Raw genomic sequence first — 25,538 nt, 5'->3', positions numbered from 1 at the left:
ATTGCCGTTTTCCTACGGGAATTATGGAAGCGGAAAGGCCGTTTCCCTGTGGTTGGCACTCAGGACTTTAAATCCAACAATCCGCTCGTTTTGAGCTTGGGATTAAACCGGATTTCTTCAGTTACCCCGCGAGCTTTCAGCAGCGCGAAAATTTCATTTTCCACGCGCCGCGCGACATTTTTCAACAATTTATCTTTGGCAATTTCATCTGCGAAGATACCTTCATAATTTGCCGTTTCTTGGGCAGTCATTACAGTTTTGGTGTCGATGGGATCGTTCCACTTGGCAGCATCGGCACCGTTACCTTGGGGTTGGGAACCGTTTTCGGCAATCCAACTTTCTCTAATGCTTTCTAGAATAGTGCGGCTGGGCTTGTCAATAGTTTGGACTTTCAGCCAGTAGCAATACTGGGTTTGGCGTACCAAATGCTGTTTGAGGCTGAGGTAAATGTCGCGAGAATAGCCGACAAATTGCAGGACTTTCTCGCTGTCAAAAATTGCGTAAACGCCGATTTTTCCCTGGACAAAATCGGGCAATTTTCCATCGGAGTCTATGTATGGAATGAATTCTAAATTAGCGAGAGATTGAATGTCTTCTGTCATCCGATTTTAGATTTTAGATTTTAGATTTTAGATTGTAAATTAAACCACAAATTAACCAGCCTTTACTTAACTCTTGAAAACTCGATAAATTGCACAGAGGCGGCTGGGTTTAAATATTTTGGCTTGGAACATGAAATTAGGGGGGACGTTGACGATCGCAAAATCGCTCGATTCGTGATACTTTTCAAATTCCGCAGGCATTCCCTTCGGCGTCTCGCTGCTGTAAGGGACGGGCCCAAAAAGTAACTCGGCAAACTCAATGCGCGAGCACTGCAATTGTAGCGCTACTTGTTGGAGAAAGCTTTCACCGGTTAATAAACCGAACAGTGCAGTTTTAGCATCGGGTTCGAGGGCAAAACTGCTATCGTAGCTTTCAATAATCTTGAGACCCATTTTCTGTATACTCCTGACAGACGGCGGTGAATGGTTATTGGTTAAATGTTGAACGATCGGCTTAATCCTGAATTTTACCTGAGATTGACCGTTTTGAAGGCAGAACGTATTCGGCAGGAGGTCAATCGATTTTAGATTTTAGATTTTAGATTTTAGATTTTAGAATTGAAGCATTGACCCCACCGATGAATCCGGGGGCTGGTATCCTGGATGCTTTCGGTCAATTAAAATACCACAATCAGGAAATTTTGACAAAGAGGCCTGATTTATTTGCCGATCGCTTTTATCATGTCGGTATCGCCATCTATCCGACTACGACTAAAAGGCTATGCAGAAGATTGAAAAAGCATCATTCCCAGCTTCCAGAAGCGGCCCGAACCAGCCGGACTGGCTAGAATTGGTAGAATACGCCTCTGTTGCTGGTTCAGCGATTGGCACGATTGCAGCAGGATTGTCGGGCCAAATTGTCTACGCTGCCGCCCCCTTAACCGCAGCACTCTCGATAAATCTCGCCAATCGCCAGCGTTTCGAGCAACAAATGCAACAAAAGGCAAATTCTGCGATTGCGGACGTACAGGCCTCCGTAGAACGCCGCTCGCAGCAAGTTCAGATACTACCTGGACAACCTGCGGAACTCTACACCGCTGTCTCCGACTTGCAGCAAAAACTCCTCGGCTTGGAATCCGGCGTCATCGCCGAGGTACAAGCTGCCGTAGCCTCCCTCGAACGCCAAGCCCAGGCGCTGCCGGCTGATTCTCAGGAACTCTACACCACCCTGTCCGATTTGCAGCAAAAACTCCGCATTTTGGAAAATAGTGCCCTGAGAGAGCATGATTGGGAAAATGTCAACGTCCGATTTTTATTGATGGGCGAACAGTTAACTGAAGTTAAAACTATTACGGCTCAGTTACAGGAGCGATCGAACGAAGTAGACTTGGATACAATCCAAGGTTCTCTCAAGCAATTGCAGGATTTGCTCGATCGACCCACAATAGACACAGGGATGCTGCAAACCGAGATTCAGCAGTTGCAGCAGCAAGTGTCCGAGTTGCAGAGACAAAATCAAGAAATTGTCAAGCCTTATTTGCAGCGTCTGACTCGCGCAGTGAAAAAACTTAGTCAGTAGTCATTAGTGATTAGTCAACTGTCAACTGTCATTATTATAGCCATAACCTTGTTCCCAGGCTCTGCCTGGGAATACATACCCGGAGGCTATGCCTCAATTACCAATTACCAATTACCAATTACCAATTACCCGTTACTAAATTTTTGCCAAGCTTGCCAGAAAATATAAATCGATAAGATTGCCAAGAGCGATCGAAAAGCTAAACTAACAATACGATCGGGCAATCTCGGCAAAAACCGCGTGCTCACCTGCGCGCCCAACAAACCGCCGCCGCCAAGAATTAACCCCACAACCCACAAAACATTCCCGCGCGCCGCGTGTCCAGCCGTCGCGGAAATTGCCGTGATGACGATGACACCCAAGCTGGTTTGAATTGCGGTTTTAATGCTTTCTCCTAACAGCAAAATTTGCAGGGGAACCATAATCACGCCGCCGCCTACGCCGAACAAACCCGCTAATAAACCCGCCGCACTGCCAGTAGCAATTTTAGCAAAAGTTGGGTGGAATATAATATTTGAATTAGTGGGTAATTCGTGATTGGTAATTGGCAATTGAGCATTTTCTCCTTGTCCCGCTTGTCCTCCCAGTTCCCCTTGTTCTAGTTCCGCTTTCTTCTTAGCTGTCAGGTGCTTGCGAACTTCAATCAAATAAATATTCAGCCACAGCAACAGCCCAAAAGTAAGTAACAGCAAGTAAGGCGGAAATATCCCCGCCAAATAAGCACCGATTTGTGCTGTAATGACTGCTGGAAATCCGATGCCTGCGACTTGACTCAAGTTGAGGTAGCCCATGCGCCAATTCTGGATGCTGCCAGAAATAGCTGTAATCACGATCGACAAACCGCTAGTAGCAACCGCTTGCACCGGAGCGTAATTGAGAGCCACCAACAAAGGCACGAGCACCGTACCGCCGCCGATACCCAAAAATCCAGCTAGAATTCCGGCAAAAATTCCCGCCCCACCCAACATCAATAATTCAGTGATAGTCATTAGTCAGTAGCCATTAGTCAGTAGCCATTAGTCAGCAGTCATTAGTTAGTAGTCAGTAATCAACAATCAACAATCAAATTTTAAGAATCATTAGTCGTGCCGTCCGGCATAATTGCCCGCCTCAAATCTGCATCGCGGAAGTTAGTTCGATTGAGATTAGCATCAATCAAAACCGCTTCCATCAAAATAGCCCCGCTAAAATTAGACCAGCACAGCTTTGCCCGGTACAAATTAGCACCGCTCAAATTAGCTCTTGCCAGCGTTGACCAACTAACATTAGCAACTCTCAAATTAGCATTGCTCAGATTAGCGTCGGTGAGATTAGCTCCAACCATCGTTACTTGGCGCAAGTCTGCACCAGCCAAGTTAGCCCCGCTCAGCATCGCCCCGCTAAGAATTGCCTGATTCAGGTTAGCTCTTTCTAAAAGCGACTCGCTGAGGATGGCATTTGTCAGGTTTACCGCTTTGAGAGTTGACCAACTCAAATTTGCTTTCATCAAATTAACGCGAATCATGCTAGCGTCGGTTAAGTTGGCGGCAAACAAATTCGCTTCGGTAAAGTTGGCTTCGGTCAAATTAGCTTCCGTCAAATTAGCCTTGGTCATGTTGACTTCTCTCGCCATTGAGCCGCGCAGGTTGGCTCCCATCAGGTTAGCCCCGCTGAGATTGGCACGGCTCAAATCGGTACCGATGAGATTTGCTTCGCTGAGGTTGGCTTCCGTCAAGTCCACCCCTGCCAATTTCACCTCGCGCAAGTTCGCTCCCGTCAGGTTAGCGCCTTTGAGGTTTGCGTCTTGGAAATTCGCTCTGGTAAAGTTAGCCTCGCTGAGGTTTACCCCTTTTAAGTCGGCCCCGACGAGGTTAATCTCTCGAAAATTTCTTTCTCCGGCCGCATATTGCCTCAGAATTCGATCGGCCTCCATGTCATTCGCCTCGCAATTTTTTTTAAACGTTAGAGTGATGGGTGTTACCACATCATCCCAGATAACCACGGTATTCACTCTGCACGCTGTAGTATCTGTAGAATCTTTGCACTGCTTTAGTGGCACTGCTGCGGTACTCCCTCCGAAAAGGCCTGACAAATATCAACCCTTCTGAGAAAATCAAACATAGGGTAAAACTCTCGGCACTGGGCAGTAAAACAGCCAGCAGCAAAGAAAAACAGACAACAGAGAAAGGAAATTTTAAAATGCCTGAAAATTTGAGAAGCCAAGCTGTGACTGGAGGCGTGCAGCGCGCGCCCAACCGAGCAATGCTGCGGGCAGTCGGTTTTGGTGACGGCGATTTCACTAAGCCGATTGTGGGGATTGCCAACGGGTACAGCACGATTACGCCCTGCAATATGGGATTGAACGACCTCGCTTTGCGGGCTATTGCGGGTGCAAAGGAGGCTGGGGCGATGCCGCAGATGTTCGGTACGATTACTATCAGCGACGGGATCTCGATGGGAACAGAAGGGATGAAATATTCTCTGGTGTCGAGAGATGTGATAGCCGATTCCATCGAAACTGTTTGCAACGGCCAAAGTATGGACGGGGTGCTGGCTGTCGGCGGTTGCGATAAAAATATGCCGGGGGCGATGATTGCGATCGCCCGCATGAACATTCCTGCTATTTTTGTTTACGGCGGCACGATCAAACCAGGACACCACAACGGACGCGATTTAACCGTTGTCAGCGCTTTTGAAGCAGTCGGCCAATTCAGCGCAGGCAAAATTGACGAAACAGAACTCAATGCAGTCGAACAAAAAGCTTGTCCGGGCGCGGGTTCTTGCGGCGGAATGTTCACAGCAAATACCATGTCGAGCGCTTTTGAAGCGATGGGAATGAGTTTGCCTTATTCTTCGACAATGGCTGCTGAGGATGCCGAAAAAGCTGACAGCGCTGCCGAATCTGCAAAAGTTGTGGTGGAAGCGATTCGCAAACAGTTGTTACCGAGCCAAATTTTGACGCGCAAGGCCTTTGAAAATGCGATCGCCGTCATCATGGCAGTCGGCGGTTCAACCAACGCTGTGCTGCATTTATTAGCCATTTCCAATGCGATCGGAGTTGAACTGTCCCTCGACGATTTTGAAAATATTAGAGGGAAAGTACCGGTGCTGTGCGACCTCAAACCCAGCGGCAAATACGTAGCAACCGATTTGCACAAAGCCGGCGGCATTCCTCAAGTAATGAAAATGCTGCTAGAACAGGGTTTGCTGCACGGAGACGCCCTGACAATTACCGGCCAAACAGTTGCCGAAGTCCTAGCAGATATTCCAGCCGAACCCCGCGCCGACCAAGATGTCATCCGCCCTTGGAACAACCCGCTTTACGCCCAAGGACATTTAGCAATTCTCAGGGGAAATCTGGCAACAGAAGGAGCCGTTGCTAAAATTACGGGCGTTAAAAAACCGCAAATTACCGGCCCAGCGCGGGTATTTGAATCTGAAGAAAATTGTTTGGATGCAATTTTAGCCGGCAAAATTCAAGCCGGAGATGTGATTATCATCCGCTACGAAGGGCCCAAAGGCGGGCCGGGAATGCGCGAAATGTTAGCACCAACTTCGGCAATTATTGGCGCTGGTTTAGGCGATTCTGTCGGGTTAATTACTGACGGTCGCTTCTCTGGCGGAACTTACGGAATGGTTGTCGGTCACGTTGCACCAGAAGCGCAAGTTGGCGGGACAATTGCTTTAGTAAAAGAGGGCGATTCGATTACAATTGATGCTAACAATCGCTTGTTGCAGCTCAATGTTTCTGATGCAGAATTGGAGCAGCGGCGCGCTCTTTGGCAGCCTCCTAAACCTCGCTATACTAAAGGCGTTTTGGCTAAATATGCTAAATTGGTTTCTTCTAGCAGTATCGGTGCTGTGACTGATTTGGGTTTAGGTTAAAGTAGGAATTTTTGTAACCGCCGATCGAGGCAGATAAACGCAGATGAACGCAGATAAAATCCTATCTGCGTTCCGAAGTGTCCATCCGCTAATATCTGCGGTTACAAAATTCCCAAATTAACGGCGCTGATTCAAAAAGCGGCCTGCCATCGACATGGCATCAGTAATATCTACATCGCCGTCTCCATCTGAATCTAAAAACGTATTCAAAACGGGATTTCCACCCTGGGCTGGATTTTGGGTGTTGCCGCCTGTTTGTAGCAAATTCAGTATGAGCGGCACCAAAACAGGTATCATCGCCTGCACTGTGGCGTTATTCAAACCAGTTCTTTGGGCTATATCGGTCACTATCTGCGTGAGTTGGCCGGCTCCGAACAAACTCTGTACCGCTTGCGGATTGGGATTTGTACCGCTAAATTGGTTGACAAGTTGTTGAGCTTGTGCGTTTCCTGACTGCGATCGCACGTTTTGCAATGCCGATCGCACGTATCCGCCCAAAACCGACATCGCCAACTGAGTCGTGCCCGCATCGACGCCCTGGTTGCCGCTCAACTGCTCTACCGCACCGAGAATGTTGCCCAACTGATTGGGACTTGCTTGTTGGTTGGGATTGTCTATCGCGCTCAAAATTTGGTCAAATAGTCCCATAATTTTCGCTCCGTACAGTGATTGCTCAACTTTAAATTATAGCAACTCCTGTTTTTCAAGATTACTGAAAATAGTTTTGATTTGCGTGCGATCGCTCAGTGCGTGGGATAGCGACAGCCAGTCAATCGATTTTCGATTTTCGATTTTCGATTTGGAATGAATTATGACATCAGAGTGGGAGCTTGCTTGCAGTTGCATTTTTTATGAAACAGGGATAAAAATTGATGATTTTTAAGTTTTTACTGTTCCTCTTTTTTGGGGATTGGTTGGCACCTTCTCGTTGCCGTGGGAATTAGATTCGCGATCTACTGGAGATTCTAAGAGCGTATTTTGCCTTAAATCCTCATGCTTAATCGGCAGGGCGATCGAAAATTCCGTCCCCGTTCCCACCTCTGACCAACAGTTAATTGTCCCCCCGTGTTTCTTAACGATAATTTCGCGACCAATTGCCAATCCCAAACCAGTACCTACACCTCTCGGTTTGGTAGTAAAGAATGTTTCAAACATTTTTTCTTGGCTCTCTGGCGCTATTCCCGTACCGTTATCGGAAATTCGCACTAACACTGAGTCGTCGTCTAAGTATTCTGTAGCGATCGCAATCCTCGGCGAAAAACTCGGTGTTTCCTGGAGTGACTCCGAAGCCGATCGTTTTTTCGCCTTCTCAGAGCTGGATTTCTCAATTTTTGCTTTCTCTTCCACAGCATCTAGTGCATTGTTCAAAATGTTCACAAATACCTGGTAAAGCAAACCCATATAGCCTTCAATAGCGGGAATATTCCCGTAATCTCGCACCACTTCAATTCCCTGTTTGATGCGGCTGTTGAGAATCAGCAAACTGCTGTCTATGCAGGCGTGCAAATCGACGGGATGAGGGGCGGCCTCATCGAGGCGAGAAAAATCTTTCAAACTTAAGATAATAGCTTTGGCTCTTTCAGATCCTACTTGCATCGAGTCAAATATTTTTATCAAATCTTCTTTGAGAAAATCGATGTCTATTTCTTCGCCTTTCGCCACCACTGCGGCAGGCGGCTTGGAAATTTCTGTTTCGTAAGTTTTGAGCAAATCTAAAATATCTTCAACATAATTTCTCGCCGGAGCGATATTGGCATAAATAAAATTGATTGGGTTGTTAACTTCGTGAGCAACCCCGGCTAACATCCGCCCCAAAGTTGCCATTTTCTCATTTTGAAGTATCTGGCTTTCTTGTTCAGATTTCAATTCTTTTAGCAACTGATTTACTTTCTGAATCAGTTGATTCAGCGAAGCTGCTAATACTCCTACTTCATCGGTGCTGGTAACTGGTACTTGCAACTCAAAATTAGATTCTTCAGTCACTCGCTGAGCGATTTTAGTTACAGCGGCGAGGGGTTTGGCGATCGCCCGACTGGTGAAGCCCGCCAGCACTGCTGCAAGGACGATCGACAGTACCATGCTACCCAAAATTATTTGCACCCGCAGCGCCTGGGCTCGCAGCAGATCCTCCCGCCCTGCATCTTCTTGCTCTTGGGCGCGATCGATAATTTCTGCTATATCATTAACCGCCCTATCTAGTTGCAACCCAAGTTTATCTCGATCGAAATTCAACAGCAACTTACGTTTAACACTTTGTTGAGCGGGATTATTTGGCAAATTACTAAATTTTTTATTGACTCTTTCTAGGGGATAAATATAATTAGCCACTAGCGAATCAGAAATTTTTAGAATTTCTTCTATGTTTTCAATGTTTTCCAATTGTTTGTGTTTTTTTAATTCCAAAAACAACATTTTGAGACTCGAAATGTTATTGTATAATTGTTTGTATTTTATGTCAAACACTTGGGGCTTTTCTATCCCATAAATCAGCCATGCTTGGCTGTTTTGCGTCCGCAGTAAAGCCACCTGCAACTTATTTAAAAGCTGACTTTCTCGCTCGATGTGTACTTGATTATTAGTTATTCGATAGTAATGAGTACCCACCAACATTCCGACAGCCGTTCCCCCAATCGCAACACAAAGAGCCAGTGCGTACCCACGGCTGATTTTGTCGTGAATACTGAGGTTGCGGAAGGAACGGGCTATGTGAGCGAAATAATTGGGCTTTGGTGGCTGGATTTCTTTGATTTTATGCTCGCAAGAGGTAGAGAGTTCTTGTGAAGGCTGATTTAGAGGTTTGAGCTGCATAGATGCTAACCTGTGAATAATGCACGCACTGACAATCCAGTCTAACTTAACTCGCAGATGATTTGAAAGTACCGCATTAATATTTAATGTGATAATTTTTGTAAATTAGGACGCTCTTACCTTGCCTAAGAAACCCGGTTTCTCGTTTCTACTTTCGGATCTTCCAGGAGGCACTTGTGTTACAAAACCGGCTTTCTGTTAATATAGCGCCCATAAGCTGTGGAGCATTTAAATTGTATGGTGCGGAGCGTCCTCCGCGTTTCCCTTGTCGGTGGAAGCGATCGACCCGTGGCACCCTACTGGCCTCGTTAGTGGTTTAAATGCACAACAGCTTATATTGAATTGCCTCAGTAGAAACATTCTTTGTATTCACTTATTTTTTTTACAGACTTCGTTTTTTTTATGCCGACTTTCTGAAACTCTATTTGATTGTTGACATCGTTTCAGATCGGCGGTTGTCTTCCGTTTGTTTTAATCTATTAGTCGATCCCAATAATTATACAAGTTTATCGTGCGGCTAGTTCTTGTAGAATAAGGTTTAACATAGCATCTAAGCTGTGGAGCATTTAAACCACTAACGAGGCCAGTATGGTGCGTCAGCTATAACACTGACTATACATGGAAAACACCTTAAAACCGACGCACCGTACAAGACCATTTTAAATGCTCCATAGCATCTATCAAGCGTTATAGTTTGCAAGTGATTCGCTGATAAAATGCCCTAATTTTTCTTCATTGCTTAATCCCACTACACGAGATATTGCTGGTAGTGTTTTACGCTTAATATCATAATTGTCACAAAAAAGTAATTAAACGCGTCACAAGTTATCACTTCAGGGAATAGGGATCTGAATCCTCTGTATAATTCACAGCAATCGTCAATCGTTAACAAATTTTATCGTTGCGGCGGGTTCTCCGAGATTCCAAATACTCCAGTAAATTGTTGACAGCACTTTCTATTTGTAGAATCTCCAGAAACTGATGAAAAAGCGTTACCTTAGATTTGCAGAAATTCCCTAACTCATTTCAGGCAAAAGCGAACTGTAAGTAAATATAATATTTAGAGAATGTCGTGCAGCTACGTAACTCTTCTCGTTACTATCGCTGACCCCCGGGCTACGCTATCAGCTCATGTGTTTAAGGCGAAATGGTTAAAAAAATAATCAGCAATAAAACCCTATAAACTCATGTTCATTCGTACTACTGCTCTCACTCCCATAGAACTCAGGACTGCGATCGTCCGGGAACCCTTGGTGGTTTCGCCGGATACGACGGTGATGGATGCGATCGCCCAAATGAGCGGCGTGCGATCGCTCTGCAACCACCCTAGAACGGCCGATGGTCAACTCGACGACCTCCACAAGGAGGCGCGATCGAGCTGCGTGTTGGTAGTCGAAAACGAGCAATTGATCGGCGTACTGACCGAGCCAGACGTGGTGCGGCTCAGTGCCCAGCAGAGTTCCTTGGAGAATTTGGCGCTCCGGGAGGTGATGGCACACCCCGTCGTCACCCTCCGCGAGTCCGCCTTCACCGATTTATTTTTGGCGCTTAATCTGCTCCAGCAGCACCACATTCGCCATTTGCCCATCCTCGACGAACTCGATCGCCTAGTGGGCCTAGTCACTCACGAAACTCTGCGCCAAATATCTCCACCGATCGACCTGCTGCGGTTGCGTATCGTAGCAGAAGTGATGACCCGCGAAGTGATTTGTGCTGCGCCAGATAGTTCCCTACTGGCGATCGTCCAACTTATGGCAGAGCATCGCGTCAGTTCCGTGATGATTGTACACCCAGGCAGAATCTCTACTGAACCGCTACAAATTCCAGTGGGGATTATCACCGAGCGGGATATTGTGCAATTTCAGACATTGGGGTTGAAGCTGGAAACCTGTCGGGCTGAAGCGGTGATGAGTGCACCGATTTTTAAGGTCAAGCCAGAGGAGTCGCTCTGGACTGTGCAGCAGATCGTGGAGCAGCGATCGATCCGTCGGTTGGCGGTGACAGGGGAACAAGGGGAGTTACTGGGTATTGTCACCCAGACCAGTTTGCTGCAAGCCCTCAACCCGCTGGAGCTATACAAGCTGGTCCAGAAGTGGGAAGAGAAGGTGGTGCGGCTAGAGGCCCAAAAGGTAGCGCTGCTGGCAAATCGCAACCTTGAGATCCAGCAACAGGTAGAAGCTCGGACAGCAGCTCTCAACACCAAGCTACAACGAGAGAAATTAGTCGCAGACTTGGCTACCCAAATTCGCTCGTCCCTAAGCCTGCAAACGATTTTGGATACCACTGTGCAGCAGGTGCGGCAAGTGCTCGGCTGCGATCGCGTCAATATTTGGCGGTTTGAAGCCGATCGGGAAATCATTGTCGTGGCGGAATCCACCGACTCGTCCCTGTCTCTGTTGGGCCAACGGGTCAATGATACCTGCTTTGAGCAAGACAATTCTGAGATTTATCGTCAGGGAAATGTTCGCGTCGTACCAGATATCTCCACAGCCAACATATCAGACTGCGATCGGCAGATGCCGAGGGGCCTCCAGACACAAGCCAAAATGGTGGTGCCGCTACTGTGTGGCGATGAGTTATGGGGCTTGCTCAATGCCAGCGAAAGCCAACACCCCCGCGACTGGCAACCGGAAGAAGTCGAACTGGTACAAGCCTTATCAGTGCATCTGGCGATCGCCATTGGGCAAGCCACGATCCACCAAAAATTGCAGAATGAACTGGTAAAGCGACAGCGGATCGAAGCCACCCCGATCGAGAGCGAACAGCGCTACGCCTCCCTTGCCGCCGCCGCTCCGGTGGGGATTTTTCGCACCGATGCCGAGGGGCTATGTACCTATGTCAACGATCGCTGGTTTCAGATCGGCGGACTCACAACAGGAGCCACTATCGGACAGGGATGGCAACAACGAGTGCACCCCGACGATCGCGATCGGGTCATTGCCCAATGGAAGCAATTCATCCAAGGTAACGACTCTTTTGAACTCGAATACCGCTTTCAACGTCCCGACGGTGCTGTGGCTTGGGTATATGGGCAGTGCGTTCCCGAACTGGATGCAGGCGGGCAAGTAGTCGGCTATGTAGGAACTACTACAGACATCAGCGATCGCAAACAAGCCGAACAAAAACTCCAGCAACTCAACCAACAGCTAGAAACCAAAGTCGCAGAACGCACCCAAGAGCTCTGGCAAGTCAACAGCCTGCAACGCGCCATCCTCGATTGTGCTGATTACTCCATCATCTCCACAGACCCAACTGGCATCATCCAGACCTTTAATGCCGCAGCCGAAAGGATGCTGGGTTACAGTGCTGGAGAAATCATCGGCAAAGCCACCCCCCTACTCATCCACGATGCAAATGAGGTAATTGACCGGGCCTCATCACTCTCTGCCGAACTAGGGCAAAATATTCCTCCCGGCTTTGAGCTTTTTGTTGCCAAAGTACGCCAAGGTATTGTCAGCGAAGAAGAGTGGAGCTATATCCGTAAAGATGGTTCTCGATTTCCTGTGTCGCTATCCATCAGCACCCTCAAGGATGTCAATCAACAAATTATCGGCTTTTTAGGCATCGCCAAAGATATTAGCGGTCGCAAACGTGCAGAAGCAGAACTACAGACAGTATCGGATCGCCTCGCTTTGGCGCTCAAATCAGGGGCGATCGGTTGTTGGGACTTCGATCTTGTACAGAACACCGTCTTTTGGGATGAGCGGATGTACGAACTGTACGGTGTCACAAAACAATCTCATTCCCCTCTGCCTTACGACATTTGGGCAAACCGGCTACATCCCGAAGACCGCACCGCCACCGAAACATTGCTCCAACAAGCCGTCTTAGGACAGGCAGAATTTGATACCGAGTTTCGAGTGTTGCATCCCGACGGTAGCCTCCACTTTATTAAAGCCTATGGTGTCGTCGTGCCAGATGCCCGAGGCAATCCCCAGAGCATGATTGGGGTCAACTTTGATATTAGCAGAGGCAAACAGGCTGAACTCCAACGACAGCAGTTAATTCTAGAATTATCAGCCTTTAAGCAGGCTTTGGATCGCTCTGCAATTGTGGTCATCACCGATCGCCAAGGGGCGATCGCCTACGTCAACGATCGCTTCTGTTTAGTCTCTGGCTACTCCCGCGAGCAACTGATCGGACAAACCCATCGCCTTGTCAACTCCGGCTATCATCCCCCTGCTTTTTTCCAAGACTTGTGGCACACCATTAACAGCAGTCAGATTTGGCGCGGTGAAATTTGCAACCAGGCAAAAAACGGTAGCCTGTACTGGGTTGCCACCACCATCGTCCCCTTTTTGGACGAAGGCGGGCGACCTTTTCAGTATCTAGCTATTTGCTTCGACATTACCGATCGCAAGTTGGCCGAAGCAACGCTTCGGCAGGAAAATACTTTCCGCCAACAAATTGTAGAAAACATGGCAGAAGGGCTGTGCGTTTTCCATCAAGTTGAGGAGTTTCCCTTTCTCCGCTTCACAGTCTGGAATCAGCAAATGCAAGCGATTACGGGTTACACCTTAGAAGAAATTAACCGTCTGGGGGCGTATCAAACCTTGTACCCGAATCTAGAAGATCGAGAACAGGCGATCGCCACCTGCGGACAGATGCACCCGATCGCTGTGGAAAGAGAAATCCAGCGTCAAGATGGACAGCGGCGCACTATTTCCATTTCCACCTCTGTCCTATCGGGTGATGATGGACATCTCTATTCGCTGGCCCTGATCCAAGACATTACCCACCGCCAACAGACAGAGCGAGAAAATCGCCTGTTGAAAGAACGCCTCGAATTTCTTCTGGCATCCAGTCCCGCCACGATCTATAGCTGTAAGGCCTATGGCGACTATGACGCAACCTTTATGAGCAAAAATATCGAAGCCATTTTGGGCTACAAACCAGAAGAATTTTTATCGGAATCTGGCTTCTGGGCTAACCATATTCACCCAGAAGATGCCCCTAGAGTTTTTACACATTTATCGGCTCTCTTTGAACACAACACTCATCAGCATGAATATCGATTTTTGCATCGCGATGGTCACTACGTTTGGCTACGGGATGAGCTGCGTCTGCTGCGAGATATCGAAGGCAAGCCAATCGAGATTGTTGGCTATTTTGCAGATATTAGCGATGTCAAACAAACGGAAGAAACCCTAAAAATACAACTGGCGGCAATTGAGGCGGCGATCGATGGCATTGCCATTATCCAAGGAGATACCTACCTCTATTTGAATCAAGCCCATCTAGAATTGTTTGGCTACGAACGCCTTGAAGAAATATCGGGCAAATCTTGGAAACTTTTGTATTCCCAACACGAGTTAGAACGGTTTGAGCGGGAAGTCTTTCCGGTGCTGGGGCGCGATCGCGCTTGGCAGGGAGAGGCGATCGCCACCCGCAAAGATGGCTCTACCTTTGCCGAAGGGCTATCCCTCACCCTGACAGAGGATGGATTATTGATTTGTGTATGCCGCGATATCAGCGATCGCAAACAAATCGAAGCCCAATTAGCAGAGAGTGAAGCTAAATTCCGGCGGCTGGTAGAAGGGGCTAATGATTTGATCTGGTCATGTGAACCCGATGGCATACTCACTTATTTGTCACCGCAATTCAAGACCATGTTTGGCTGGGACGAGAGTGAATGGATGGGTAAGCCGTTTATATATCTGGTGCATCCAGACGATCGTCCTTTGGTGGTTAGTGATTATCGGGAGAATGTCAAACTTGGTAAAAAGTCAAGTGATTATGAGTTCCGACACCGCCACCGAGATGGCAATTATGTCTGGGTGAGAAGCAGCGCCCGACCTGTTATCAATGCTGAAGGGGAATTGATTAGCATCCAGGGAATTATATCGGATATCCGCGATCGCAAACAAGCTGAACTCGCCAGGGAAAGCAGTGAAATGCGTTTCCGCCGCGTGTTTGAGTCCAGTGTGAGCGGCATGGTGTTTGCCGATTTTCATGGGAACATTATCGATGCCAACGATCGCTTCTTACAGATGATTGGCTACACTAGGGAGGAACTAAATGCTGGGATGATTCATTGGGATGCCATGACCCCGCCCGAATATGCCCAGGCTGATGTTGTAGCGATGGAGCGCCTGATCCAGGATGGCGCGATCGATTCCTTGGAAAAGGAATACTACCGTAAGGATGGCAGCCGGATTTCTGTGCTCATCGGAGCCGCACTTCTTCCAGGCTCAGAGGATCAAACTATTTGTGTATTAGTAGATATCAGCGATCGCAAACAGGCCCAGAAGGCTTTGCAAGAATCTCAGCAGTTTCTGCAAACGGTACTCGATACCATCCCGCTTTCGGTGTTTTGGAAGAATCGAGAGTCGGTTTTTTTAGGATGCAATCAGCAGTTTGCCAAAACTCTAGGCTTGCGATCTACGACCGAAAGTATAGGTAAAAGAGATTTAGATATTTGCCAGAAAGAAGTCGAGGCGAACGAGTATTGTGCGATGGATCGGCGGTTAATCGAAACGGGTGAAGCTATATTAGGGATCGAAGAAACGCTAACCCTACCCAATGGTAAACCAATATTTCTCGAAACCCACAAGGCTCCCCTGCGAGACTGCTCGGGTAATATTATTGGTCTGGTAGGCACGTTTCAGGATATCACCCATCGCAAAGAAGCCGAACTGAGATTGCAACAACAAGCAAAACAGGAACGTTTGCTGGGAGCGATTACTAAACGGATGCGATCGTCTCTGAATCTGGACGAGATTCTCAATAGCACTGTTGAGGAAATCCATCAGCTATTGCAATCAGACAGAACGCTGGTTTATCGGGTTTTTCCTGAAGGGACGGGGGCTGCGATTGCTGAATCAGTTTCGCCAAATAGGCTTAAGCTTCTGGATATCCTCTTCCCAGAAGAGGTTTTCCCCGAAGAGAACTACGATCGCTATATCCAAGGAAAAGTTTATGCCCTCAACGATAGGGAAGATGAAAATGAGTCAATCTTACCCTGCTTGGTTGAATTCCTCGCAGAAATCCAAGTCAGAGCTAAACTCGTAGTTCCAATTATTCTGAATCAAACCCTCTGGGGGTTGCTGATTGTTCATCAATGCGAGCGTCCGCGCCAATGGCAAGACTGGGAAATCAATTTACTTAAACAAATTGCTAACCAATTAGCGATCGCAATTCAGCAATCTTACCTCTACGAACAGGTACAATCAGAGCTGGCTATCCGCAAGGAAACAGAAAAGGCGATCGCTTTACAACTGCAACGGCAGCGAACTTTGGGAGAAATCGCCCAGCAAATTCGCGAATCGTTGGATATTAAGGAAATTTTGGCGACTGTGACACAGCAAGTCAAAGAAATCTTGCAAGGCGATCGAATCATCGTCATCCGGCTATTTGGCAATGGCAGAAGTCAAATAGTTGAAGAATCTGTGTTGACCGAGTTTCCCCCGCTCAAAAACCATCACTGGGACGACCAACTGTGGTCTCAAGAAATCCTCAACCACTATTCCCAGGGCAAGCCCCGTATCGTCCCGGATATAATGACCGATATGGGGACTAATTGCTTGGTGGAATACGCAAGCGTCGGTCAAGTCAAGTCCAAAATGGTTGCACCTATCCTGCAAGAAGTCCGAAGCAGCCAAAGCCACACAGGGGTTGCCCCTGGCCCAACCAACAAGCTCTGGGGGGTTTTAGTCGTCCATGCTTGCCGAGAAAAGCGAGTCTGGCAAGAGTCTGAAGCGCAACTCCTGCAACAAATTGCTAACCAGTTGGCGATCGCAATTCAACAAGCTAGCCTATTTAAGCAGTTGCAGCAAGAACTCACCGAACGGCAACAAGCCCAGCAGCAACTCACCGAGCGCAACGAACAACTGGCAGTCTCTAACCAAGAACTGGCCCGTGCTACCCGCCTCAAAGACGAATTCCTCGCCAACATGAGCCACGAACTCCGCACCCCCCTCAACGCCATTCTGGGCATGAGCGAGGGGCTGCAAGAGCAAGTCTTTGGCATTGTCAACGAACCACAAATCAAAGCTTTACAAACCATCGAGCGGAGTAGCTCTCACTTGCTAGAGTTAATCAACGACATTTTGGATGTCGCCAAAATTGAATCGGGTCAAATGGAACTCGATTGCACCCCCGTTTCAATCAATCATCTGTGTCAATCCAGTCTGGCATTTATCAAACAACAAGCCCTGCAAAAACGCATCCAGCTAGAGATTAAAGTGCCACTCAATCTGCCCGACTTATTGATTGATGAACGGCGGATGCGCCAAGTCTTGATCAACCTGCTCAATAACGCGGTCAAATTCACTCCTAACGGAGGACGCATCACTCTAGAAGTCAGCCGTCAACAGTCCCGATCCGACCCAGATTCTGCCGGTTCCTCACCCCATTTTTTCGTCAAAGAAACTCTGCAAATTGCCGTCATCGATACAGGTATTGGTATTGCCCCAGAACATATCCACAAACTGTTTCAGCCCTTTATCCAAATCGATAGCGCCCTGAATCGTCAATATACAGGCACTGGCTTGGGGCTTGCCTTGGTGAAACGCATTGTCGAACTCCACGGCGGGCAGGTGTTGCTCACCAGCACTGTGGGTGTAGGAAGTTGCTTCACGATCGAATTCGAGGGCAGGTACGGGGGCACTGCCCCTACTGGTGCGCTATCCTCTGTTGACCTGGAATCTCACACCGAAGCCCGCATCGAACCCAGTCAGACCGAACAGCAGGGAGGCTGTCCCTTAATCTTGCTGGCGGAAGACAACGAAGCTAATATCAGTACGCTTTCAAGCTACTTCAGAGCTAAAGGCTATCGCATTCTCTTGGCTAAGGATGGAGAGGAGGCGATCGCCCTGGCCAAGTCACAAAACCCCAATCTAATTTTGATGGACATTCAAATGCCCGGTATGGATGGTCTAGAAGCTATGCAGCAGATTCGCCTCGATCCTAGGTTAGTCGATGTGCCGATCGTTGCCTTAACTGCCTTAGCCATGACTGCCGATCGCGATCGTTGTCTTGCCGCCGGAGCGAATGATTACCTCACCAAACCCGTTAAGCTGAAGCAATTGGCAACCACTATTCAACAACTTTTAGCTTCTCACTAAAGATAACCCGTGAACAGACCATCCGTTTTAATCGTTGACGACGATCCCAATAATTTTGATGTAATTGAAACCCTCTTGAGCGATCGGGATTATCAATTGCATTACGCTGCCACCGGGCCAGAAGCGATCGCATCCCTCGACATATTCGATCCGGATCTTATTTTGCTGGATGTGATGATGCCAGGAATAGATGGCATAGAAGTTTGTCGGCAAATCAAAGCCATGTCAAAATGGCAAGCCGTTCCCATCATTATGGTGACAGCATTAAACTCAAAATCCGACCTTGCCCATTGTCTCGCTGCCGGCGCTGACGACTTCATTAGTAAACCTGTAAATGCTATTGAACTACGTGCCAGAGTTCACTGTATGCTGCGAATTAAGCACCAGTACGACGACCTGCAAAGCTTACTCAAATTGCGGGAAGATATGGTTAAAATGGTAGTCCACGATTTACGCAATCCCCTGGCTGGCATCTTGCTTGGCTTGGAAATCCTAAAAAGCTTAGAGTATCCTAAAGAACAACAACAAATGCAACTGGAACGAATTTACTCGTCAGCACAAGCAATACAGGTATTAATTGATGATTTATTGCAAATTTATTTACTCGAATCCGGTAAAAATCGTCTGAATTACACTGATGTTTATCTGTGCGATCTTATAGAATCTGCAATCTCAAAATTTGAAGAAATCGCCGCTCAAAAAAATCAGTTTATACTCGCTCAATTACCAGTACAAAACAGTATAAAAGTCTCTGTGGATGCCACCATGATACATCGAATGCTGGATAATCTCCTCTCGAATGCCATTAAGTTTTCCCCACCCAATAGTCAAATCATAGTGACTGTAGAATTCCTCGCATCTGGCAAGGCAAAAATCCAGGTTATCGACTCTGGGCCGGGTGTTCCTGATACATTGCGGCACAAGATTTTTGAGAAATACGAGATTGGAAATCTGATGTCGGATGTCTCTCAAATAGGGTTGGGTTTAGCTTTCTGCAAAATGGTTGTTGAGGCACATGGGGGCGAAATTTGTGTCACAAACAACCAACCACAAGGTGCCATTTTTGAAATCACTTTGGCAGCATAGCTGACGAGTATCCGATGAAATTATAAAATTTTTACCTTATTGAAATGGTAGCAATTATGTCTCAATTTTCTATTTTAATTGTTGATGATGAGCCGGATAACTTTGATGTGATTGAAATTCTGTTATCAGAGCAGGATTATCAATTGCATTATGCTGCCAGCGGAAAAGAAGCGATCGCATCCCTCGACATATTCGATCCAGATATTATTTTGCTGGATGTGATGATGCCGGGAATAGACGGCATCGAGATTTGTCGGCAAATCAAAGCCATGTCAAAATGGCAAGCGATTCCCATTATTATGGTGACAGCATTAAACTCAAAATCCGACCTTGCCTATTGTCTCACTGCCGGTGCTGACGACTTCATCGGTAAACCTGTAAATCCTATTGAACTGCGGGCTCGCGTGCATTCAATGCTCAGAATCAAGCAACAGTACGATCGTATCCAGAACTTATACCACATCCAACAAAATACGCTCAATGTATTGGAAAGCACCCTCAATCAGTTGCGTGGCAACTTAGCTTCTACTCTATCCCACGAACTGAATACGCCCCTCAATGGCATCTTAGGTACGATCGGGTTGCTCAAGGACGAGATCGAAAACATGGAGATCGCCCAAACCCGTGAGATATTAGGCTGGGCACATGACTCTGCCCGTCGCCTAGAAAAATTAACGAAAAAATTCCTGATTTATTTAGGATTAGAATTATCCGCAAGTCAACAACACCAGATGGAATCTGCCCAAACTAAATTTTCAGCTTCCGCCATTGAAACCGAGTTGAAATATCAGGCTCAGAAGGTCAACCGCAGCAAGGATCTGTTGTTAACTCTTGAGGAAGCGGAGATCGCTCTATCAGAGCGATATCTATCAACGCTGCTCCATGAATTAATTGATAATGCACTGAAATTCTCCTCACCAGAGACAACCATTAAAGTTAGCAGTCAAGTCCTGGGGGAGATGCTGCATTTATCTGTACATGACTCCGGGCGGGGCATGACAGAAGAGCAAATTGCTAAAATAGGTGCATTCATGCAGTTTGATCGCAAGAGGTACGAGCAACAGGGCACCGGTATCGGCTTAAAAATTGTCAGGAAAATTGTCGAACTGGCAGGAGGAGAGTTCTCAATTACCAGTATCTATAAAAAGGAAACAACGGTACATCTCACTCTGCCAATTGTCCGCAATTAGCATGAGTTTTTCTATCAAGTCCGGTGGCATCGTTAAGGAGATTGAGAAGGAATAAATTTGCTTTGCAGGGGAGCGGCAACAGATCAAAAAAGAGGAACTAGCAGGAGAAATATTTGACTCGGAATTAGAGCTTGCTTCTGCGGTAATTGATGGGGTAGAAGGTAAAGAAAAAACCGTACACAACCATACACAAGCTATTAAATTTAACTCGAATCACTCTACTTAATCTTTTGTTACATACTGGCGAATTTTGCGACTGACTTAGTAAGGAATGAGAATTACAGCGGATTCCAGGTTTATAAAGTACACCCCAGAAACCGGGTTTCTTCTGGATTTATCGCCAGAAACCGGTTTTATTCAAGAAACCCGGTTTCTCTGTACTTCACTTACCTGGAAAGTGCTGTAAATAACTTCCACTCTTGAAAGTGAGATGGGCGTCGGGCCCGTCATGAGTGGACGGGCGGGACGCCCATCCCACAATAACAATTAAAATTGTAAGTTATTTAATTCGCGATCCCAAGTTCTCGTGCAAGCTACAATTACAGACGGTAGGCGCGATCGCACTTTATCTGCACCCGCTACCCCTAAAACCCCGCAAATCGCGCCCGCAGTCCGACAGAATCGGGATTTGCGGGTTCGCGCAGTACCATCGGGCGCTCGGCCATTTTAGATTTTAGATTTTAGATTTTAGATTTGCCATGACTGATGACTATCGGGGTAATGTAAAAATCAAAGCATCACCCTTTTATTTGCCACTTTCCTCATGCCTTTGCCGCGCCTGTTAACCTTAATTGCTGCTTTCTGCCTCGCCCTGGGGCTGATTATTGGGCTGGTGAGTTCCTTAACAGGGCTTTACAGTCAAGTTGCGTGGTCTGCTTCTCCGCTGCTGGCTAATTTGCTGATTTTCCTGATAATTGTACTTTTGGGAACCCTAATTTTTGCGCTGGTTTACTATTTTAGGCTGCTGCAAAGCCCTCAGAAAGTTAAGGGAAAACGGCCGATTACTCCGAAGGTTCCTGTTGTGAAAAGTGAAGCTGCTTCGGAAAATCTTAAAGCAATTCGGCAACAAGTCGATCGCATTCAAGATGAAGTAGCGCGGCAAGCTTTGCTGTTGAGAGCCCGCGAAATTGAAGCTAGCATGGCGAGGGGCAGCGTTCGAGTAGTTGTTTTCGGCACCGGTTCTGCGGGCAAAACTTCCGCTGTGAATGCGCTGGTGGGGCGGATGGCGGGACAGGTGGGCGCGCCGATGGGAACTACCGAAGTTGGCGAAACTTACACTCTTTCATTGAAAGGAATCGATCGAGAATTAGCGATTACTGATACCCCAGGCATCTTGGAAGCGGGAGTAGCGGGGACTTACAGAGAGGAATTGGCGAGGCAGTTGGCGGCGAGGGCAGATTTGATCTTATTTGTTTTGGACGGCGATTTACGCAAATCCGAGTACGAACCGCTGCGGGCTTTGGCGGAAATTGGCAAAAGGTCGATCGTGGTTTTTAATAAAGTTGACCTTTATCCCGACACCGACAGAGATGAAATTCTCACTAGGCTGCGGCAGCGAGTCAAAGGTTTTGTATCAGCAATGGATGTAGTAGCAATTAGCGCCAATCCGCCAAAAGTTGTACTAGAAGACGGCACAATTTTTCAGCCAGACCCGGATATTATGCCATTAATTCGGCGCGTCGCTGCGATTTTGCGAGCCGAAGGCGAAGACTTAATTGCGGACAATATTTTGCTGCAGTCTCAGCACTTGGGAGACCAAGCGCGCAAGTTAATTGATGCTCAAAGAAGGCGGCAAGCTGATAAAGCAGTAGAGCGATTTCAGTGGATCGGAGCCGGAGTAATTGCGGTAACGCCTTTGCCAGTTGTGGATTTGTTAGCGACAGCAGCAGTTAACGCTCAAATGGTAGTAGAAATTGCCAAGATTTACGGCTGCGAATTAAATATCGATCGCGCGAAAGAATTGGCATTGTCTCTTGCAAAAACCCTGGCAAGTTTGGGAATAGTTGAAGGGGTAATTCAAGTAGTGTCAAGGGCGCTGCAGTTAAGCGTAGCTGGGTTTGTACTTGGCAAAGCTATTCAAGCAGTCAGTGCGGCTTATTTAACCAGAATTGCCGGTAAAAGTTTTATTGAATATTTCCGCCATGACCAAGATTGGGGCGATGGTGGCATCGCCGAAGTTGTGCAAAGGCAGTTTCAGTTAAATCGGAAAGACGAGTTTGTCAAAGCATTTGTCAAAGATGCGATCGCCCGCGTTGTCGAACCTTTGAACATTTATCAGCAGGAATCGGAACCTGAATTAGAAATGTCAGCCGAATTGGAACCAGAACCGTTGTATGAGCCACCGCAACAAGACGATTGGGAAACTTACAGCAACAAACGAAAGGATGAGTGGTAATGGGCCAAACAGGGAATTGGGCAAACAGGGAATTGAGAATTGGGTAATTACGATCGTTCAATGAGATGTTCCCTGAGTATGCTTTGTTTAATTTTATTAAGAAATTTTACAATAATTTTACACATGGGGGAGACTCCGGGGGGATCAAGTCAAACCGAGCGATCGGATGGAACACAATTTTGATAAGATTGAAGATTGACAACAAAATTTGCTATTGTGCGTCCGGGTAAAAACAATGAGCGATCGACCAATTATTCTCGGTATTGTCGGAGACAGCGCAGCGGGCAAAACCACCCTGACGCGGGGAATTGCCCAAGTATTGGGGCCAGAAAATGTTACTGTGATTTGCACTGACGACTATCACCGCTACGACAGAAAGCAGCGGGCCGAAATCGGAATCACAGCATTGCATCCCGACTGCAATTACCTCGACATTATGCAGCAGCACCTCAGCCTGCTGCGTACCGGACAAGCAATTCTCAAACCCATCTACAACCACACGACAGGTACATTCGACCCGCCCGAATACATCAAGCCCAGCAAATTTGTAATAGTTGAAGGTTTGCTGGGTTACGCAACCAGAACAATCCGCGATTCTTACGACGTAAAAGTGTATCTTGCTCCCCCAGAAGAGTTGCGAACTCAGTGGAAAGTTAAGCGCGATGTTATGAAGCGCGGTTATACTGAAGAACAGGTGCTTGCAGAAATAAAAAAACGGGAACCGGACTCTGAAGACTTCATTCGTCCTCAGCGCAAATCGGCCGATGTTGTAGTTAGTTTTTACCCGCCCGAAACGGAGAATGAAGGCAATTTGAGCGTCCGTTTAGTGCTCAGGCCTACAATTCCTCACCCGGATTTTACTGAAATTTTAGGTCGAGGCAGCGAGAGTTTTAAACCTGCAATTCGCTTGGGGCTCGATCGAGATATGGGCAAACCTGTTGACGTTTTGGAAGTAGACTCCCATGCCACTAGCGAGCAAGTAAACGAGCTGGAAATGATGTTGTGTAGCGAGTTGCCACACCTGCGGGGATTTTGCTCCGCCCAAGGCAACCCGGAAATTGGCAAACTGATCGGCACAACAGGTGAAGTTTTGCAAAGCTACCCGCTAGCTTTGACGCAGTTGCTGGTTGCATATCACATGATGAAAGCAATTCATGTGTATTAGTTAGTCAGTTGGCAGTTGTTGGTTGTTAGTGGTTAGTTGTTATTGCAATGATTAGGAATGAGAATTAAATAACTTCCACAAGTTTGTAGGACGGGCTTTCAGGCCCATCCCACAATAACAATTAAAATTGTAAGTTATTTAATTCGCGATCCTTAATAGACCTATTGCAAAAAAAATATGTGCGATCCTTAATAGTTTTATCGAGTTTAGGTAAAACTTTGAATTATTGGGTTGATTGGCATCTCCTTAAACTTGCCGGGCCTGCTAGATTTAAAAATTGCCTCAACTTTCGATCCATAGCACAAAAATATTTTGCAATAGGTCTAATAACCCATAACCAATAACTAATGTAGTCGCAAAGTCTGGTTAACAGTGCCTAATTGCTGAAGTGGCATGGAGACTGGCAACTGACTTTGAGGTGCGGGCACCATTTCGCCTCGGAAGTCGAGGATGGTGACAAGGAGCAGATAGGCAACTGCTAAAATTATAGAAATCACTCCAGTGATAATAGCAACAAGTTTTGAACGTTCCATATTGAGAAAATATTAAATACAGCTAATATTAGTTTAACATTAAAAATAGCAATTATTACTTAAGTTATGCCATAGAATATAATCAGGTGCTAGTTATTTCTCTGACAAAAATGGAACCTCTTGTAGATGCGCCAACTTCCATCGAGATGCCCGGAGCTACCCCAGTGGTGGAAACATTTAATCTGGGGAAGTTCTACCGTACTGGCTTCTGGATGAATGAAAAAATTGAATCGCTCAAAAATTGCACTCTGACTGTCTCTGAGGGGGAAACTTTTGGGTTGTTAGGGCAAAATGGAGCGGGGAAAACTACGCTGCTGAAAACTTTGCTGGGTATAGTGCGGCCCACTTCTGGCCGGGCGCTGCTGTTGGGGAGGCCTTTGGGCGATCGCACTGTGAAGCAGCGAGTCGGCTATTTGCCAGAAAATCCCTATTTTTACGATTATCTCACGGGCTGGGAATTCTTGCAGTTTGCGGCGGGGTTATTTCAAATTCCCTCCTCGATTCAGCGACAGCGAATTCCGAATTTGCTAGACTTAGTTGGGCTATCTCAATCGGCGGCAATTAAAAAACAGTTGCGCCAGTATTCTAAGGGAATGCTGCAACGGATCGGCATGGCCCAAGCTTTGATTAACAATCCAGATGTGGTATTTTTAGATGAGCCGATGTCTGGTTTAGATCCGATGGGACGATATCAAATGCGGGAGATAATTTTATCTCTGAAAAATCAAGGAAAAACAATTTTTTTTAATTCGCATATATTGTCGGATGTGGAGAAGATTTGCGATCGAGTGGCAATTTTGGCTAAGGGTGAATTAATCTGCATGGGTGCGATCGACGAACTCTTGGGTAATACTGAAACTTACCGGGTTCAAGGTAGGGGTGGTCACTTGAATATCCTGCAAAAATGGATACCGGATATGGAAGTTGATAATGATTTGTGGTACGGTCATTTGCAGGGCGATCCGAAGGAGTTTATTTCTAGTCTTAGCGGTACGGGAGGGCAGCTAATTGCCATGAATTTGGCTAAGCCTAGTTTGGAAGAGTTTTTTATGCAGCAACTGCAAGAAAGAGGGATTTATTCTAGTGGTTGAAGTATAGCCTTTCGAGGGAAAGATGAGGTACTCATGGGCATAGGGCATACCTCACTTTTTTGAGAAAGGCTATATCTTAAAAGACGTAGATTGGGATTGATGGTGGCGCGGGGGCGGGTTTACGAGATTGTGGGTTTTGGGCAATTACAGCATATTCCATGTATATGCGGTACACACAATCTTGTCGCAAGCATCGGTGCGGATCCACCAGTCAATCTGC

15 protein-coding genes are annotated in these 25,538 nt (G+C 46.9%); 8 read left to right on the top strand and 7 right to left on the bottom strand.

All coding sequences use genetic code 11. The features are described 5' to 3' along the window. Nucleotides 1-59: 59 nt before the first annotated feature. On the bottom strand, nucleotides 60-602 hold the full coding sequence (locus QUA50_RS21045; protein ID WP_333266475.1) for a GIY-YIG nuclease family protein: 543 nt from the start codon (nucleotides 600-602) through the stop codon (nucleotides 60-62). A 66-nt stretch (nucleotides 603-668) separates the two neighbouring features. Next, a complete protein-coding gene (locus tag QUA50_RS21040; RefSeq protein ID WP_333266473.1) occupies nucleotides 669-995 on the bottom strand; it encodes a hypothetical protein in 327 nt (108 codons plus the stop codon). A gap of 328 nt (nucleotides 996-1,323) precedes the next feature. On the opposite strand from QUA50_RS21040, the gene QUA50_RS21035 reads away from it, so the two are divergent. Further along, nucleotides 1,324-2,121: a hypothetical protein gene (locus QUA50_RS21035; RefSeq protein WP_333266471.1), complete on the top strand. Its 798-nt coding sequence runs from the start codon at nucleotides 1,324-1,326 to the stop codon at nucleotides 2,119-2,121. Between the two features lie 125 nt (nucleotides 2,122-2,246). Here QUA50_RS21035 and QUA50_RS21030 read toward each other — a convergent pair whose 3' ends face one another. Both QUA50_RS21030 and QUA50_RS21025 read right to left on the bottom strand, forming a co-directional pair. After that, the gene (locus QUA50_RS21030; protein ID WP_333266469.1) at nucleotides 2,247-3,110 is read right to left on the bottom strand and encodes a sulfite exporter TauE/SafE family protein; all 864 of its coding nucleotides are present in this window, start codon (nucleotides 3,108-3,110) and stop codon (nucleotides 2,247-2,249) included. An 80-nt stretch (nucleotides 3,111-3,190) separates the two neighbouring features. Continuing rightward, nucleotides 3,191-4,033: a pentapeptide repeat-containing protein gene (locus QUA50_RS21025; protein WP_333266512.1), complete on the bottom strand. Its 843-nt coding sequence runs from the start codon at nucleotides 4,031-4,033 to the stop codon at nucleotides 3,191-3,193. A 266-nt stretch (nucleotides 4,034-4,299) separates the two neighbouring features. Between QUA50_RS21025 and ilvD the strand changes: the two genes are divergently transcribed. Further along, the gene (ilvD, locus tag QUA50_RS21020; protein WP_333266467.1) at nucleotides 4,300-5,985 is read left to right on the top strand and encodes a dihydroxy-acid dehydratase; all 1,686 of its coding nucleotides are present in this window, start codon (nucleotides 4,300-4,302) and stop codon (nucleotides 5,983-5,985) included. 117 nt (nucleotides 5,986-6,102) lie between these two features. Here the strand turns inward: ilvD and QUA50_RS21015 are convergent, their stop codons facing one another. Both QUA50_RS21015 and QUA50_RS21010 read right to left on the bottom strand, forming a co-directional pair. Continuing rightward, entirely contained in the window at nucleotides 6,103-6,633 is a 531-nt protein-coding gene (locus tag QUA50_RS21015; protein ID WP_333266465.1) for a hypothetical protein, read from the bottom strand. Between the two features lie 231 nt (nucleotides 6,634-6,864). Continuing rightward, on the bottom strand, nucleotides 6,865-8,793 hold the full coding sequence (locus QUA50_RS21010; RefSeq protein ID WP_333266463.1) for an ATP-binding protein: 1,929 nt from the start codon (nucleotides 8,791-8,793) through the stop codon (nucleotides 6,865-6,867). A 1,187-nt stretch (nucleotides 8,794-9,980) separates the two neighbouring features. Here QUA50_RS21010 and QUA50_RS21005 point away from each other — a divergent pair. From QUA50_RS21005 to QUA50_RS20985, 5 genes are all read left to right on the top strand, one after another. Continuing rightward, nucleotides 9,981-17,858, top strand: a complete 7,878-nt coding sequence (locus QUA50_RS21005) for a PAS domain S-box protein (RefSeq protein WP_333266461.1) — start codon at nucleotides 9,981-9,983, stop codon at nucleotides 17,856-17,858. Nucleotides 17,859-17,867: 9 nt separating this feature from the next. Further along, on the top strand, nucleotides 17,868-18,944 hold the full coding sequence (locus QUA50_RS21000) for a response regulator (protein WP_333266459.1): 1,077 nt from the start codon (nucleotides 17,868-17,870) through the stop codon (nucleotides 18,942-18,944). A 56-nt stretch (nucleotides 18,945-19,000) separates the two neighbouring features. Next, nucleotides 19,001-20,134, top strand: coding sequence for a hybrid sensor histidine kinase/response regulator (locus QUA50_RS20995; RefSeq protein ID WP_333266457.1), 1,134 nt, complete (start codon nucleotides 19,001-19,003; stop codon nucleotides 20,132-20,134). A gap of 763 nt (nucleotides 20,135-20,897) precedes the next feature. Beyond that, nucleotides 20,898-22,529, top strand: a complete 1,632-nt coding sequence (locus QUA50_RS20990; protein WP_333266455.1) for a GTP-binding protein — start codon at nucleotides 20,898-20,900, stop codon at nucleotides 22,527-22,529. Between the two features lie 235 nt (nucleotides 22,530-22,764). Continuing rightward, the gene (locus tag QUA50_RS20985) at nucleotides 22,765-23,694 is read left to right on the top strand and encodes a phosphoribulokinase (RefSeq protein ID WP_333266454.1); all 930 of its coding nucleotides are present in this window, start codon (nucleotides 22,765-22,767) and stop codon (nucleotides 23,692-23,694) included. 344 nt (nucleotides 23,695-24,038) lie between these two features. On the opposite strand, the gene QUA50_RS20980 is transcribed toward QUA50_RS20985, so the two are convergent. Continuing rightward, complete coding sequence (locus tag QUA50_RS20980; RefSeq protein WP_333266452.1) at nucleotides 24,039-24,227, bottom strand: hypothetical protein; 189 nt, start codon at nucleotides 24,225-24,227, stop codon at nucleotides 24,039-24,041. A 110-nt stretch (nucleotides 24,228-24,337) separates the two neighbouring features. Between QUA50_RS20980 and QUA50_RS20975 the strand changes: the two genes are divergently transcribed. Continuing rightward, complete coding sequence (locus QUA50_RS20975; protein ID WP_333298741.1) at nucleotides 24,338-25,318, top strand: ABC transporter ATP-binding protein; 981 nt, start codon at nucleotides 24,338-24,340, stop codon at nucleotides 25,316-25,318. Nucleotides 25,319-25,538: the final 220 nt, after the last annotated feature.

The sequence above is a fragment of the Microcoleus sp. M2_D5 genome (assembly GCF_036701935.1).
In the GTDB taxonomy this organism is placed as follows: domain Bacteria; phylum Cyanobacteriota; class Cyanobacteriia; order Cyanobacteriales; family Microcoleaceae; genus Microcoleus.
Note: the sequence above shows the minus strand (reverse complement) of the source record. Positions and strands in the feature narration are given on the sequence as shown.

Bases quoted from the DNA above. Each gene is read 5' to 3' on its own strand.
- QUA50_RS21045 (WP_333266475.1), bottom strand. From the start codon at position 602: ATGACAGAAGACATTCAATCTCTCGCTAATTTAGAATTCATTCCATAC.
- QUA50_RS21040 (WP_333266473.1), bottom strand. From the start codon at position 995: ATGGGTCTCAAGATTATTGAAAGCTACGATAGCAGTTTTGCCCTCGAA.
- QUA50_RS21035 (WP_333266471.1), top strand. From the start codon at position 1,324: ATGCAGAAGATTGAAAAAGCATCATTCCCAGCTTCCAGAAGCGGCCCG.
- QUA50_RS21030 (WP_333266469.1), bottom strand. From the start codon at position 3,110: ATGACTATCACTGAATTATTGATGTTGGGTGGGGCGGGAATTTTTGCC.
- QUA50_RS21025 (WP_333266512.1), bottom strand. From the start codon at position 4,033: ATGGAGGCCGATCGAATTCTGAGGCAATATGCGGCCGGAGAAAGAAAT.
- ilvD (WP_333266467.1), top strand. From the start codon at position 4,300: ATGCCTGAAAATTTGAGAAGCCAAGCTGTGACTGGAGGCGTGCAGCGC.
- QUA50_RS21015 (WP_333266465.1), bottom strand. From the start codon at position 6,633: ATGGGACTATTTGACCAAATTTTGAGCGCGATAGACAATCCCAACCAA.
- QUA50_RS21010 (WP_333266463.1), bottom strand. From the start codon at position 8,793: ATGCAGCTCAAACCTCTAAATCAGCCTTCACAAGAACTCTCTACCTCT.
- QUA50_RS21005 (WP_333266461.1), top strand. From the start codon at position 9,981: ATGTTCATTCGTACTACTGCTCTCACTCCCATAGAACTCAGGACTGCG.
- QUA50_RS20995 (WP_333266457.1), top strand. From the start codon at position 19,001: ATGTCTCAATTTTCTATTTTAATTGTTGATGATGAGCCGGATAACTTT.
- QUA50_RS20990 (WP_333266455.1), top strand. From the start codon at position 20,898: ATGCCTTTGCCGCGCCTGTTAACCTTAATTGCTGCTTTCTGCCTCGCC.
- QUA50_RS20985 (WP_333266454.1), top strand. From the start codon at position 22,765: ATGAGCGATCGACCAATTATTCTCGGTATTGTCGGAGACAGCGCAGCG.
- QUA50_RS20980 (WP_333266452.1), bottom strand. From the start codon at position 24,227: ATGGAACGTTCAAAACTTGTTGCTATTATCACTGGAGTGATTTCTATA.
- QUA50_RS20975 (WP_333298741.1), top strand. From the start codon at position 24,338: ATGGAACCTCTTGTAGATGCGCCAACTTCCATCGAGATGCCCGGAGCT.